Origin of the sequence: Sorangium sp. So ce363, from assembly GCF_051520435.1 — a bacterium.
GTDB classification, from domain to species: domain Bacteria; phylum Myxococcota_A; class Polyangia; order Polyangiales; family Polyangiaceae; genus Sorangium; species Sorangium cellulosum_B.
The window spans coordinates 122,698-137,668 of record NZ_CP150333.1 but is presented as its reverse complement, the minus strand read 5'-3'; the positions used below and the strand labels follow the sequence as shown (position 1 = coordinate 137,668).

Here is a 14,971-nt window from a genome sequence, read left to right as displayed (position 1 = left end):
CCCAGCCGGCCACAACCTTAACGCGGCTTCGCGCGAGCCCATCGCGGCAATCCATCCCCAGCGCCACGTGAACGCTGCCGCTCGCTTCACCTTCCCCAGACGGACCTTCCCCACGACGGCGCCTTAGCCCGCCCCGCTGTGGCGCTGTGACGCACCGCCGAGGTGCCTACATCGTGAGCACGACGTCCGCCACGCTGGCGCCGTGATAGATGCGCATCCACCACGTGCCCGCCGGAAAGACGGCGCTTCGTACCCCGGCACGCCATTGTTCGAGCGCCGCACGGTATGACGCACGAAACGCTCGCACAGCGGCGCCAGCGATTCGCCATGCATCGCCCTGGTTACGGCCGACGGCAAACGTCGGATTGCGATCGCGCAGCGCCTCGAAGCTCGTCGCGCGGCTGTAAGGGGAGACCGTACTGGCGCCTTTGATGCCTAATATTCGGGGCCCTTGCCGCTGCAACTCTGCATGGGCTTGCGCTTCCTGTCGCTCAAGCTCGGCCGCGACTTCACGACGAAAGCCTTCTGCGTTGTCGTGCTCGATGGCGGGTGGTAGCGCGAGCGAAAGCGTTACTTCCTCCGGCCACTGCCGATTCTCTGGATCAAGATACACGGATGGACGCGCTGCACGGAGCACGCCACCGCCGAGCTCGCTCACATCCGACTTGGCCCCCGGCCACTCGTGCGCGTGGCGGACGAGGCCAGCGGCTACGGGGTTCGCGAGGACGTAGGCGATCTTCTCCACCACAGCCGCGCGCGTCAGCAGCCGCACCACGCTCGTGGGTTCGTGGTCCCACACCGGTCCTTCCCACGTGCGGAGGACCTTCGTTCCAAGCGCAACGATGCGGTGGAAAAAATTGCAAGAAGCGCGGCAAAACGCCTTGCACATCGGTCACGACGAGGTGCAGATGCGTTGACATCGCGCAAAGAGCGTGGACTTCGATGCCAAATCGACGGGTCGAAACGGCGAGAGCGTAGACCAGGAACTGGGTGAGGGCAGCATCCGGGCGGAGAAGGAGATGCCGGCGCAGGACGCGACGGGTGATGAGGTAGGTGGCGCCGGGAGCGATCTCACGAGGCTGGCTCATGGCCGGGGCATATGAACAAATGCCGTACCAGGGATCGTGAGCAATCATTTCAATGACTTATGCCGACGCGACGGGTGCGACGGGTGGCGGCCGCCACGTGGTCCGCCACCTCGACGGCCGTCGCAGCGACGGCTGCTAGCCTTGGCGCCATCGGCTGGATAGCGGAACCTCCGGCTCACACAAACCGAGGCGCGCGCTCTGGGTGGGTGCGCGCAACCTGGGTGCGGTCACCTGGCCTCGACCGTCGTCGGTCGCAACCCGGGTGTGGTCGTCTTCTCAGCCCGATCACCTCAACCTGGGTGCGGTCGTGCCCTGCCCCCCTCAACCTGGGTGCGGTCGTGCCCCCCTTAACCTGTGTGCCGGCGACCTCAACCTGGGTGCGGTCGGCGGTCGGCAACCTGGGTGCGGTCGCCGCCGAGGCACTTTTTTCTGCAACCAGCCATCAGCTACCCTCCGCCTGTGGCAACGTCAGACAGGAGCCGCGCCGAGTACCAGCGGCGGGTCAACCGCGTGGTCGACTACATCCAGGCCCATCGCGCAGAGGACCTCTCCCTCGACACGCTGGCGGCTGTGGCGGCGTTCTCGCCGTTTCACTTCCACCGCGTGTTCAAGTCCATGACGGGCGAGAACCTTCGCGAGTTCATCCAGCGAACGCGCCTCGAGACCGCGGCGAGCCACCTCGTGCAGCGGCCGCGCGCCGACATCCTCGAGATCGCCCTCGAGAACGGCTTCAGCTCGGCGAGCGCCTTCGCGCGCGCCTTCAAGGAGCGCTTCGGCATGAGCGCCTCCGCCTGGCGCAACGGTGGCGCCACGGACGCGCGCAAGGCGCGGCAAGCGGATCGCAAGCCGGGTCAAGTCGAGCGCAATCCGTGCAAAGCAGCGCTCTGCGCGCCCGACCAAGATGCCTCCTCGTCGGGCGCGGACGCCCGCCAAGACGAGGAGGAGATCATGAACGTGACCGTGAAGACCCTGCCGAGCTACCGCGTGGCCTATGTCCGAAACATCGGCCCCTATGGCCCGGAAGGCAGCGTCGGCGAGGCCTGGCAACGGCTCGTGCGCTGGGCCAGCGCGCGCGATCTGTGGACCCCGGACCGCATCTGCCTCAACATCGCGCACGACAACCCCAAGGTCACCGAGCCTGCCAAGTGCCGCCTCGACGCCGCCATCGTGATCCCGCAGGACTTCAAGGCGGACGGCGACGTCAACGTGACCGACATCGCCGGCGGCAAGTACGCCGCGGGCGCGTGGGTCGGCGACGCGCACGCGATCGGCTCCGCCTGGGATCAGCTCTTCGGGAAGTGGCTCCCTGAGAGCGGCTATCAGCCCGACCATCGGCCCTGCTTCGAGCTCTACCAGGGCGAGTTCCACGATCCCAAGACCAACAACTTCCGCTGCGAGCTCTGCTTGCCGGTGCGCCCGCTCTAGCTCCGCGGGAGCCCGGTCATCCTGCCCGGGCTCCTGCACCGCCTCGCCGCAACGCTGGCGGGCGGCCGGGCCCCGGTCGCCTCGTCCCTCGCGCCGCCCTTCAGAGCCCGCCGTTGCCCCCGCAAGCCATCGATATTACACGATTTTCACGGAAGAGCGGCGCCGCTCGCGTTTGACAGCCGGGGATCCTTGCACTAGGAGCCGACATGGCATTCATCTACGATGAGCCGAGCAGGACGTTTGGCGAGTACCTGCTCGTCCCGAATCTGACGACGAAGGGCTGCGTCCCCGCGAACGTCGATCTCACGGCTCCTGTCGTCCGGTTCAAGGCCGATCCGGGCGCGACGCCGCCGGATCCGAGGCTCGCGCCGCTCACGATCAGCGTGCCGATCACCAGCGCGATGATGCAGTCGGTCTCGGGCGCCGAGCTCGCGATCGCGCTCGCGCGCTGCGGCGGCCTGTCGTTCGTGTACGGCTCGCAGGGCATCGAGGAGGAAGCCGCCATGGTGCGGCGCGTGAAGAACTACAAGGCCGGGTTCGTCGTGAGCGACTCGAACCTGCGCCCCGACGCGACGCTCGGCGACGTCCTCGCGCTCACCGATCGCACGGGCCACTCCACGATTGCGATCACCGAGGACGGCACGCCCACGGGCAGGTTCGTCGGCATCATCACGAGCCGCGATTACCGGCTCGGCAAGACGCCGCTCAGCACGCCGGTGCGCGAGATCATGACGCCGTTCAAGTCGATCCACTGCGGCAAGGTCGGCCTCGATCTGCAGGAGGCGAATGAGCTCATCTGGCGTCACAAGCTCAACACCCTGCCCGTCATCGACGAGCGACAGCACCTCCAGTACCTGGTGTTTCGCAAGGACTACGAGTCGCACCAGGCGCACCCGCTCGAGAACGTGGATCACGAGAAGCGCCTCATCGTCGGCGCCGGCATCAACTCGCGCGACTACAGAGATCGCGTGCCGGCGCTTGTGGAGGCGGGCGCCGACGTGCTCTGTATCGACTCGTCGGACGGCTACTCCGAGTGGCAGGGCGACACCATCGCCTTCGTGAAGTCGCTCGGCAAGCCGGCCTATGTCGGCGCCGGCAACGTCGTCGATCGCGAGGGCTTCCTCTACCTGGTCGAGGCCGGCGCCGACTTCGTCAAGGTCGGCATCGGCGGCGGCTCGATCTGCATCACGCGCGAGCAGAAGGGGATCGGCCGCGGCCAGGCGTCGGCCGTGATCGAGGTGGCCAAGGCGCGCGACGAGTACTTCCAGCGGACCGGCGTCTACGTGCCGATCTGCTCCGACGGCGGCATCAGCCAGGACTACCACATCACCATCGCCCTCGCGATGGGCGCCGACTTCGTCATGATGGGCCGCTACTTCGCGCGCTTCGACGAGTCGCCCGGGCGCAAGGTCCGCGTGAACAACCAGTTCATGAAGGAGTACTGGGGTGAAGGGAGCAACCGCGCGCGCAACTGGCAGCGCTACGACCACGGCGATACCAGCAAGAAGAAGGATCAGCTCGAGTTCGAGGAGGGCGTCGACAGCTACGTGCCGTACGCCGGCAAGCTGAAGGACAACCTCGACGTCACCCTCGCCAAGGTGCGCTCGACGATGTGCAACTGCGGCGCCACCTCGCTGCGTGACCTGTACATGCGCGCGCGCCTGACCGTCGCGTCCGCGGTGAGCATCCACGAGGGCGGCGTCCACGACGTGATGCTGAAGGACACGCGCGGCAACACGCGCGAGCCCTGAGGAGCCACACAGGCCGACCGTCGCTCTGGCGCCCCGGGGCGCGCGCTCCGGTCGACGAAGCGAGCCCTCGTGTCGCGCCCCCGTCGACCTGACGAGCGGCGGCGCGCCTCACACGGTGTCAGCCGCCGAGCAGCGCGCGCGTCCGCTGCTCCGCGCGGCGCCCCTCGGCGGCGAGCCGCTCGACGAAGCGCTCGACGATCGGATTGCGCCTGAAATTCTCGCGCGTCATCAGCTCGACGGGCAGCGGGTCGACCTCCGCGACCTCGACGTCGAGCCGCGAGCGCGCCACCTCGGTCAGCGCGAGCGCCGGCGCGAGGCCGATGCCGAGCCCGCCGGAGACGTACGAGACGAGGAGCGACACGCTCGACACGTCGATCGTCGAGATGGGCCGGATCCGCTCGCGATCCAGGTACGCGTCGAGCATCCGCCGCCCCACGCTGCCGGGCGCCAGCCGGAGCAGCGGCTCGTGCCGGAGCCGCTCGCGCAGCGCCGGCGCCGTGCCCTTGAGCCGCGGCCCCACCCAGAGGAACGGCTGCACGAACAGCGGCTGCTTCACGAGGTCGCCGCCCGCCGAGGACGCCGACGCGAGGCCCAGATCCACCTCGCCGCGCTCCACCCCCCGCGCGGCGTCGACCGAGTTCGCCGTCGTGATCGCGAACCGCACCGGCGCGCGCTTCTCGAGCATCTGGCGGATCACCGGCACGAGCAGCCCCTTGCCGAGGTAGTCGCTCGCCGCCACGCGCAGGGTCGTCGACGGCTCCCCCGCCAGCTCCGAGAGCAGCTCGAACACCCCCTCCGCCTGGTCGAACAGCCGCGTGATCGCGCCGAGCGCCGCCTCGCCGGCCGGGCTCAGCCGCACGCCGCGCCCGTCGCGCTCGAACAGCGCCACCCCGAAGCGCTCCTCCACCCGGCGCACCTGCTGGCTGATCGCCGACGGCGTCTTGTGCAGCCGCCGCGCGGCCTCGGCGACCGAGCCCGACCGGGCCACCATCAGCACGTCCTCGAGCGCGGGGAGCAGCGACGCGTCCATGTAGCCTTACTTAATCGATCGTGAAAAAAGTTTCATTCGACTTAATCCTCTCGCGCCCGCATAGTCATGCCGCCCGCCCGACGTTGAACCGCCAGACCGGCGGCGGCCGGCCGCCTTCGAGGGAGGCCGCTGGCGCGCCCTGGCGCCGGCGCTCGGGCCGGTCCGCTTCGCTTCGCACGCCGTCCCCTTCACCCGTATCCAGCGCACCGCGAGAGGCCATCATGGGTAAGAGTCTCTATGACAAGGTTTGGGACCTCCACAAAGTCCGCACGTTGCCGAGCGGCGAGGACCAGCTCTTCATCGGCCTTCACCTGATCCACGAGGTGACGAGCCCCCAGGCGTTCGGGATGCTCCGCGATCTCGGCCTGCGGGTGAGCATGCCCGAGCGAACGTTCGCGACCCTCGATCACATCGTCCCGACCGACAACCGCAAGCGGCCGTTCAAGGACACGCTGGCCGAGGGGATGGTCGACGCGCTCAAGAAGGCGTGCACCGAGCAGGGCGTCACCTTCTTCGATCTCGAGTCGGGGAAGCAGGGCATCGTGCACATCATCGGCCCCGAGCTCGGCCTCACGCAGCCGGGCATGACGATCGCGTGCGGCGACTCGCACACGTCGACGCACGGCGCGTTCGGCGCGATCGCGTTCGGGATCGGGACGACGCAGGTGCGCGACGTGCTCGCCACGCAGACGCTGAGCCTCCAGCGGCTCAAGGTCCGGCGGATCCAGGTGGAGGGCAAGCTCGGGCCGGGCGTCTACGCGAAGGACATCATCCTCGAGATCATCCGGCGGCTCGGCGTGTCCGGCGGCACGGGCTACGCGTACGAGTACGGCGGGTCGACCATCGAGGGGTTCTCGATGGAGGAGCGGATGACCCTGTGCAACATGTCGATCGAGGGCGGCGCCCGGGTGGGCTACGTCAACCCGGACCAGGTGACGTTCGAGTACATGAAGGGGCGTCCGTACGCGCCGAAGGGCGAGGCGTGGGAGAAGGCGCTCGAGTACTGGCGCTCGATCGCGTCGGACGAGGACGCGCGTTACGACGACGTCGTCCGGATCGACGCGAGCGAGATCGCGCCGACGGTCACCTGGGGCATCACGCCGGGGCAGGCGATCTCGGTGAAGGAGAAGGTCCCGGCGGCCGAGGACGTGGCGAACGAGTCCGAGCGGGCGCTGATCCGCGAGGCGCTCGAGTACATGCGGCTCGAGGGCGGCAAGCCGATCGAGGGGACGAAGATCAACGTGGCGTTCATCGGCAGCTGCACGAACGGTCGCCTCTCGGATTTCCGGGAGGTCGCGCGGCGCATCCAGGGGCACAGGGTCGCGCCGCACGTGCGCGCGCTGGCCGTCCCGGGGTCGATGGAGGTGGCGCGCGCGGCCGAGGCCGAGGGGCTGGACCGGGTCTTCCGCGAGGCGGGCTTCGAGTGGCGCGAGCCTGGCTGCTCGATGTGCCTGGCGATGAACCCCGACAAGCTCATCGGGGATGAGCTGTGCGCGTCCTCGTCGAACCGCAACTTCAAGGGCAGGCAGGGGAGCCCCACCGGGCGCACCGTGCTCATGAGCCCGGTGATGGTCGCGGCTGCCGCCGTCCGCGGCGAGATCGCCGACGCTCGTGACGTGTTCGGAATCTGACGACGCTCGCACCCGAGGGAGATCCCAATGGCACTCGATTTGATTCAATCCGTCACCGGTCGCGCCGTTCACGTTCCGGGGGACGACATCGACACGGACCGCATCATCCCGGCGCGCTTCCTGAAGTGCGTCACCTTCGACGGCATCGGCGAGCACCTCTTCCGGGACGTGCGCTTCGACGAGCGCGGCGAGAAGCGGGAGCACCCGCTGAACGACCCGCGCTTCGCGGGGGCCACGGTGCTGATCGCCGATCGCAACTTCGGCTGCGGATCGTCGCGCGAGCACGCGCCGCAGTCGATCGCGAAGGCGGGTTTCAAGGCCGTCATCGCCGAGAGCTTCGCCGAGATCTTCTTCGGCAACTCGACGACGCTCGGCATCCCCTGCGTCTCGGTGAGCCGCGAGGACCGCGCCGCGCTCGTGGCGCGCGTGAACGCCGACCCGAAGACCCCCGTCACGGTCGACCTGCAGGAGCAGGTCGTCCGGGCGGGGAGCGATCTCACGGTGCCCTTCACGATCAAGCCGGGCGCGCGCGAGTCGCTGATCCGGGGCACCTGGGATCCGATCGCCCAGCTGCTCGAGGGGGCCTCGGAGGTCCGGCAGGTGGCGGCGCGGCTGCCCTACGTGCGGCCCGCCAACGCGCAGTAGCTCCGCGCTCGATCGGGGCGCTGCCCCAACCTGGGGCGCGCGAGCACCTCAACCTCGCGCGAGCCCCTCCGATCCCCTCAACCTGGGTCGCGAGCACCTCAACCTGGGTCGGGTCGCTCCTCCGCTCCCTCCGCTACCTCAACCTGGGTCGAGCACCTCAACCTGGGTCGGTATCCCGACCCGGGTCGCCTCCGCCCCCGCGAACCTCAACCTGGGTCGGGTCATCCCAGCCGAACCTCAACCTGGGTCGGGTCACCCTCCTCCAAACCTCAACCTGGGTTGGGTCGTCCGGCCACCAAACCTCAACCTGGGTCGGGTCACCCGGCCAACCAAACAAGAAATTTCCGCCGTCACTCAATCCAACTACCTGCCGGGCCCCCTGTGGCGCCGGTTGGCTCAACGTGACACGTAGGCAGCGTCCGCCGTCACACTATGGCCCCGTCGCGCTGGGCGGATGCGCGCAGCGGGCGCTACGCGACCGCGAAAAGCCGGTCGATACGCGTCGCTCCGTGCGGCCGGCGACGCCGCCGAGCAGGCGGACGCGCCTGGCATGTCCAGTGCTTTATCTCCACGCGAGCTCTCCGAGTCGGCGCTGAGACGCCGCGCGCAGCAGCGCTCGCATGCTGCGGCGCAGAGCCATCGTTCCTTGATCGCGTGTCTCGCACAGGCACGCAGGATGGAGTACCCCCATGCGTTTCGCGATCTTCTCCTCTCTTATCTCGCGTTCGTCAGCCGCTCGCTCCTCTCTCCAGGGTCTGGTTGCGCTCTCCGCGCTCGTTGTGCTCACCGGCGCCAAGGGGCAGGGCTGTGGGGGCGTGGACGAGCCATCACCGCCACCAGAGCCCGACTGCGGCCCTGGCTTTCACTGGGAGACGGTCTGTTCACCGTGCGAGATCGGCGAGATGTGCGAGGAGCAGTGTGTGCCCGACAGCATCTGTCCTCCTGACTGGAGCGAGCAGACCATCTGCAGCGGCGGCACCACCTCTTCGGGCCAGGGTGGCTTCGCCGGCGGCACCGCCATCCCCGTCGATCCGGGCGAGTGCTGGACCGAGTGCATCCCGCCGCAGCCGTACTGCCCGCCGGGCACGATCGAGCAGACCGTGTGCGGCGGCACCACCACGGTCGGCTCCGGCGGCTCCGGCGGCTGGGGCAGCGCCAGCGCTGTCGGCTCCGGCGGCTGGGGCGCTGGTGGCATGCCGATGCCTTCCGAGCCGTGCTGGACCGAGTGTGTGCCCGTCGAGCCCTATTGCCCGCCCGGCACAACCCCGCAGACCTTCTGCGACGAAGGCACCACCGTCACCAGCAGCACCACCGGCGGCGCCGGCGGCTCGGGTGGCTGGATGAACACCGGCGGCGCCGATGCGGGCGCGAGCCCGCCGTACCCCGGCGGCGGCTGCTGGACCGAGTGCGTGCCCACCGGGCCCTACTGCCCGCCCGGCACCACTCCGCAGACCTACTGCGACGGCGGCTCGTCCGTCACCAGCAGCACCAGCGTCGGCGTCGGCGGCTCGGGCGGCTGGGCGGGCGCCGGCGGCGCCGGCGGGGGCACCGCGGGCGGGGGCATCGGCGGCTCCGATCCAGGCTTCGCCGCACCGCGCCCCCCCGACGGCGGTTGCTGGACCGAGTGCGTGCCCACCGAGCCCTACTGCCCGCCGGGCACCACCCCGCAGACCGTCTGCAGCGGCAGCGGCAGCAGCGGCGTCGGCGGCACCGGCGCCTATGACGGCGACTGGGGCGGTTGCTGGACCGAGTGTGTGCCCACCGAGCCCTACTGCCCGCCGAACAGCATCCCGCAGACCGTCTGCGGCGGCAGCGCGGTCTCGGTCGGCAGCTCGGGCAGCACCGGCACCGGCTATGGCGGCAACGGCCCGTACCCCGGCCAGGACCCGTACCCCGGCCAGGAGTACTGCTGGACCGAGTGCGTGCCTGTCGAGCCCTACTGCCCGCCGGGCACGACCCAGCAGACCATCTGCGAAGACGGCGAGCCCGTGCCCGACACGAGCAGCAGCAGCGGCACCGGCATGGGTGGCATGCCCTTCCCCGGCGGGGGCTGCTGGACCGAGTGTGTGCCCACCGAGCCCTACTGCCCGCCGAACAGCATCCCGCAGACCGTCTGCGGCGGCGGCAGCTCCGTCTCTGTCGGCAGCTCCGGCAGCACCGGCACCGGCGTGGGCGCCATGCCCTACCCCGGCGATTGCTGGACCGAGTGCGTGCCCGTCGAGCCCTACTGCCCCGCGGGCATGATCGAGCAGAAGGTCTGCTCCGGCGAGAGCAGCAGCAGCAGCACCGGCACCGGCATGGGCGGCGCCGACGCGTACCCGCCCGGCGATTGCTGGATCGAGTGCGTGGAGGGATCCACCTGCCCCCCCGGCGCGATCATCCGGACCATCTGCGAGGAGCCGAGCGGCGGCGGCGCCGGTGGCCCGGTCTGCCGGACCGAGTGCGTCCTGATGCTGCCGTGACGCGACGGGCGCGGGCGATCCCCCCGACCGCGGGAGGCTTCGCGAGCGAAACGCCGCCGCCCGCGCGCTGGAGCGCCGCCGCTCCCATCCGATGACCGATGACGAAGGCGCCGGGAGCGCCAGGGGAAGCACGATCCCCTGGCGCTCCCGGCGCGTCGGCGTTCCAGGACGGCACCGCCCCGGCGTTGCGCGGCTGTCATCGACCGAGGATCGTACCCGATACCAACACACGGAGCGCCCGAGAGCACAACGTTCGAGACCGGGCCGCGACCGGCATTGAAGACGGTGGAGCGGGCCCTGAAGCAGGCGCGCCTGATCGATCGACGTGATCCGTGCCGTTGAAGGCCGCTGGTCGATTGAAGAGCGCTTCGAGAGAGGGCGATGGGCGAGGTCCACCTTGACCACGATGAGGCTCGCTGTTTCACCGGCGGGCACCGCCACATCCCCCTCGCGCTCTTCGCGCACGCCGTCTTGACGGTTGATCGGGCTGCCTCCGACGCTTCGAGCGGGTCTGGCGGTCCAGCGATGACCGCGATCCAGCGCTCCCCCTCTTGACGCGGCGCTCCGGAGGAGCCCCGCCAGCCTCGTCCTCCTCCGGATTCGAGGATGCCCGCGGGCCGGTTGATTGGAATTGACATCGGCAATGTGAGCGTTCACATTGCCGTCGAGGGGTGTCCTTTCGCTTCGTCCTCCTTGGTCGCCTTGGGCACCGAGCTCTTCGTCATCTGTTCGCTCTTCATCGATTTTTGCACCGATTCCATTCGCCTGGCCTTCGAGAAAGCGATTGCCGATCGAGGGTGATTGGCGCTTTGCCAAGGGCGATCCGCCAGAGAGCATGACAGACATCGCGTATTCGACGCCTGTCGTGAAAGCCTGGATGCTGTCCACCGGGCATGATTTCGTCAAGAATCCGGCGAACCTGGCGGTGTGGCCGGATGGCAATCTCGGGAGCGGAGTAACCTAGTTTGCGGCGGGCCACGCTCAGACGCTCCTCGGGCGCACCGGTGTCATCACATCGGCCCGTCCGGGGATTCGGCTGAGCCACGCGGGAGGTTGTGTGCGCACCGCGCTCATTGCGCTTCTTCATCACGGAGCCAGGCTGCGCCCCCTGGCGCCAGCCTGCTGCCAGCCGCGCAGTCCGCGTCAGCGAGCCGTGCCGCTGTAGCCGAGCTCTTGCGGTCGGTGCTCCGAGGGACCCCGCCTTGAGCACGAACAAGATCCCCGTCAGGGCGATCTGATCAGGAGTACGCGGCCGGCCGCCCTGCGGCTTCGGCTCCGTCTTCGGGAGCAGCGGTTCAAGTCGCCCTCAGCGTTCGTCCGGCATCAGCTGCTTCCCCGCGCCGTACTCCGTCGCGCGCTCCGCCTCTCCCGAGCGAGGGGGCTGAGCGGGCTGTCGCCAGGCGCCCTCATGCTGATTCAGCGGCGCGAAGCGCGGGCGAAACAGCTCCGCGCCCCGACCGCATGGAGACAGTCCGCGCTCTTACAGCTGACATAAATCATCGAAGTCAGGAGAACTATTATGATCTCTGTTGCTTGCGAGGAGTCATGCGAAACTTGATTAACCGTTATCTCTACGCGGTTCTGATCGGCCTCTTGCCGCTCGGCAGCGCATGCTCGGGCGAGTCCAACAACCCCGGTCCGGGTGCCAGCGGCACGTCGACCAGCGCCGCTGGCACGACCGGGATGGGAGGTGGTGGGTCAAGCACGACCGGGGTCGGCGGCGCCGGCGGCGGTGCCGGCGGTGCCGGCGGTGCCGGCGGTTCCGGAGGCGAGGGAGGCGGCGACCAGCTCGAATGCCCGCCTGCGCCTCCGGAGACCGGGCTCTATACTGCCGACGCCAACGGCATTACATTCAACCTGGAAACCGGCCTATTGAGACTGGAAGTCTGCAACGAAAGCATAATCAGAGTCCAGTACGCCACTGATCCTTCACTCCCCGACAAGACGTCTCTGTCTGTCAATAAGAAGTGGGGCACACCGAGCTTTTGCATCGCAGAGAACTCGGGAACCGTGACCATTACGACCTCACGCTTGAAGGCCAATGTCGACACGACCAACGGCCTGGTCACCTATACCGACTTGAACGATAGCGTCATCCTGGCGGAAGACAGCAAAACCTTGACACCCGCGACCGTCGAGGGTGTCAGGACGAATCGCGTCGAGACCTCCTTCGATTCACCCGCCAACGAAGCGCTGTTCGGTCTTGGCCAGCACCAGGACGGCGTAATAAATCGCAAAGGAACGACTCGACGTATCATCAACGTCAACACGGAGATCAACGTTCCGGTGCTGGTGTCCAACAGGGGCTACGGGATCTTCTGGGACAACTATTCCGCCTCGAACTTCGACGGGACCAAGTCCAACAACACCAAGTACAGCTATTCGTCCGAAGCCGGCGAGATGGTGGACTACTACTTCTTCTATGGTCCAAGCATCGACCAGGTCGTGGCCCAATACCGCACCGCAACCGGCGCAGCCCCGTTGTTCCCGAAGTGGGCTTACGGGCTCTTCCAGTCGAAGGACAAGTACGGTAGCCAGGCCGAGCTGCTGAGGATCAAGGACGGCTACCGCAACAACAACATTCCGGTCGACTGCATTGTTCAAGACTGGGACTACTGGAATCCGTACGCATGGGGCTCCCACTTCATGGATCAAAACCGCTATCCAGATCCAGCAGCCCTCGTCTCCGAGATGCATAAAGCCAATGTTCATACGATGATATCGATCTGGCCGTTGTATGAACGCGTGAATACGGAGATGAAGGCGGGAGAGATGGCCAACTACAATGCGCTCGACGACATTGGAGCGCTGTTCGCCAGCGGCGGCACACACCATTTCTATGACACATTCAACCCCGACGCCAGAGCTCTGGTGTACCAGCAGATCCATGATCGCCTGCTGGGGCCGCATGGCTGGGACGGCATCTGGGCCGATAACACCGAACCTCAGGGCTATCCGGACCCCGTCAATGTGCGGGCGGCTGATACCGAGCTCGGCAAGGGGGCGCTGTACGTGAATGCTTATCCCCTGGGACACTCCCAGGCGTTGTACGAGCATTGGCGTGCCACCGGCCCGAAACAGAAGCGAGTCTACGTCCTCACCCGCAGCGCCTTTGCCGGCCAGCAGCGATATGCCACGACGTGCTGGTCGGGAGACATTGACAGTAATTTTCAAACCTATACCAGGCAGATCCCTGCGGGGCTCAATTTCTCGATCGCGGGGATGCCCTATTGGACCACTGACATAGGCGGGTACTGGGGCCACAACGTGGACTGGACCACCAGCGCGAACAATGAACTCTTCACCCGCTGGTTTCAGTATGGCGCCTTCAACCCGATCTTCCGGATACATGGCGGCGGGACAAGGGAATTGTACAGCAACAGCTGGAGCGCCGCCACCAAGGCCAATCTCCTCAAGATCGACAACCTGCGCTATCGGTTGATGCCTTACATCTACTCGTTGGCATGGAAGGTGACCAGCGAAGGCTACACCATGATGCGGCACCTGGTCTTCGATTATCCCAATGATGAGAAGGTATTCGGCATCAAGGATCAGTTCCTGTTCGGCCCTGCCTTCCTGGTCAATCCAGTGACCACCGCGGGCGCTACCAGCCGCTCCGTTTATCTTCCCGCGGGTACCTGGTACGATTTCTGGACAGGCGCGACGACAGACGGCGGGCGTACGGTTTCGGCGCCCGCGCCGCTGAGCGAGATGCCGCTCTACGTCAAAGCGGGCTCAATTGTTCCCATGGGTCCCAGCATTCAGTATGCAACGCAGAGCATCGACCCGCTGGAGATCCGGATCTATACAGGTCAAGACGGGTCCTTCACTATTTACGAGGACGAGGGCGACACCTATAACTATGAGGAAGGTCAATACTCGACAATCCCACTCACATGGGACGACTCTGCCAAGGCGTTGACCATTGGCGCAAGGAAGGGAAGCTATCCTGGAATGCCGGCCAGCAGGACGTTCAGGATCGTGTTGGTAGGCTCCAATCATGGCGCCGGCGTCGACGTCACGGCTGCTCCGGATCAAATGGTCACGTACAACGGCTCAGAGGTTGTTGTAACCGCAAACTGAGCGACGGCTGTTGACGCTCAGGCTGATGGATGGGGCGGCCGCGCGACGGCCGCCGCCGCCCTGAGCGACACCGCTCCGACGGAAGAAAAGACGCGCCGGAAGCGCCGAGGGAATTTCAATCCCCGTCGCTTCCGGCGCGCCCGTACCTGAACCCGAACGCCCACGCCGGGAACACCGTGGCCGCGAAGCCCGCGCCGAGCCCGTAGAGGATCTCGTCGAGCGGCACGCCGAGCAGCGCCCTCCCCGGCAGCAGCACGCTGGGCCGCCAGGTGCGCTCGAACACGCCGGGCACGAGCGCCGCGAAGACGAGGCACAGGCCGAGGTAGAGCGCCGCCGACAGGAGCGCTCCGAGCAGTCCCGGCACGAGCAGATCGCGGCGCGCCCCCACGAGCGCCGCCGCGAACGCCGTCATCGCCGCCACAGCGGCGTAGAGGACGGGCACCCCCGCCGCGGCCAGCGCCCCGGCCGCCGCGAGCGCGAGCGCGATCACCGCCGCGGCACGCAACCACGGTCGCGCCCCCGCCCCCGCGCCGAACCACGGTCGCGCGCGCGGCGCCCCCTGCGCCGCGCAGGGCACCGGCGCGCGGCGGAACACAACGGCATAGACGGTCGAGGAAAATCCGCTGAGCCCGACGACGAACAGCACGTCCTCGATGCCGAACCCGATCCGATCGGCCAGGTCGAACAGGAACTTCGGGGCCCAGTACCTCGGGTAGAACAGCCGCTCGGTCGCCGCGAACGGCAGCGAGGCGAGCGCCATCCGCTTCATCAGGGGGCGCAGATCCGGGCGCGCGAGCCAGATGACGCCTCCTGGCAGGAGGAAGAGCAACGAGAGCAGCAGGAACTCGTGCGACAT

Annotated in this window: 9 protein-coding genes and 1 pseudogene; 7 read left to right on the top strand and 3 right to left on the bottom strand. The window is 67.7% G+C overall.

Translation table 11 applies throughout. The features are described from left to right. Window positions 1-166 precede the first annotated feature (166 nt). Window positions 167-1,088: pseudogene (locus WMF12_RS00520) on the bottom strand (transposase). A 459-nt stretch (window positions 1,089-1,547) separates the two neighbouring features. On the opposite strand from WMF12_RS00520, the gene WMF12_RS00515 reads away from it, so the two are divergent. Next, window positions 1,548-2,513 (top strand): AraC family transcriptional regulator, encoded by a 966-nt coding sequence (locus WMF12_RS00515; protein WP_437859292.1) that lies wholly within the window; start codon window positions 1,548-1,550, stop codon window positions 2,511-2,513. A 206-nt stretch (window positions 2,514-2,719) separates the two neighbouring features. Next, entirely contained in the window at window positions 2,720-4,264 is a 1,545-nt protein-coding gene (locus tag WMF12_RS00510; RefSeq protein ID WP_437859277.1) for an IMP dehydrogenase, read from the top strand. Window positions 4,265-4,382: 118 nt separating this feature from the next. On the opposite strand, the gene WMF12_RS00505 is transcribed toward WMF12_RS00510, so the two are convergent. Then, complete coding sequence (locus WMF12_RS00505) at window positions 4,383-5,294, bottom strand: LysR family transcriptional regulator (protein WP_044963587.1); 912 nt, start codon at window positions 5,292-5,294, stop codon at window positions 4,383-4,385. 221 nt (window positions 5,295-5,515) lie between these two features. On the opposite strand from WMF12_RS00505, the gene leuC reads away from it, so the two are divergent. From leuC to WMF12_RS00480, 5 genes are all read left to right on the top strand, one after another. Next, a complete protein-coding gene (leuC, locus tag WMF12_RS00500) occupies window positions 5,516-6,925 on the top strand; it encodes a 3-isopropylmalate dehydratase large subunit (RefSeq protein ID WP_437743602.1) in 1,410 nt (469 codons plus the stop codon). Between the two features lie 27 nt (window positions 6,926-6,952). Further along, window positions 6,953-7,570, top strand: a complete 618-nt coding sequence (gene leuD / locus WMF12_RS00495; RefSeq protein WP_437859258.1) for a 3-isopropylmalate dehydratase small subunit — start codon at window positions 6,953-6,955, stop codon at window positions 7,568-7,570. Between the two features lie 920 nt (window positions 7,571-8,490). Continuing rightward, window positions 8,491-10,032 carry a hypothetical protein gene (locus tag WMF12_RS00490; protein ID WP_437859252.1) on the top strand — a complete coding sequence of 514 codons (1,542 nt, stop codon included), beginning with the start codon at window positions 8,491-8,493 and terminating at the stop codon, window positions 10,030-10,032. 784 nt (window positions 10,033-10,816) lie between these two features. Continuing rightward, window positions 10,817-10,996: a hypothetical protein gene (locus tag WMF12_RS00485; protein ID WP_437859249.1), complete on the top strand. Its 180-nt coding sequence runs from the start codon at window positions 10,817-10,819 to the stop codon at window positions 10,994-10,996. Window positions 10,997-11,577: 581 nt separating this feature from the next. Then, window positions 11,578-14,115 carry a glycoside hydrolase family 31 protein gene (locus tag WMF12_RS00480; protein ID WP_437859245.1) on the top strand — a complete coding sequence of 846 codons (2,538 nt, stop codon included), beginning with the start codon at window positions 11,578-11,580 and terminating at the stop codon, window positions 14,113-14,115. A 115-nt stretch (window positions 14,116-14,230) separates the two neighbouring features. On the opposite strand, the gene WMF12_RS00475 is transcribed toward WMF12_RS00480, so the two are convergent. Then, window positions 14,231-14,971, bottom strand: coding sequence for a lycopene cyclase domain-containing protein (locus WMF12_RS00475; RefSeq protein ID WP_437859233.1), 741 nt, complete (start codon window positions 14,969-14,971; stop codon window positions 14,231-14,233).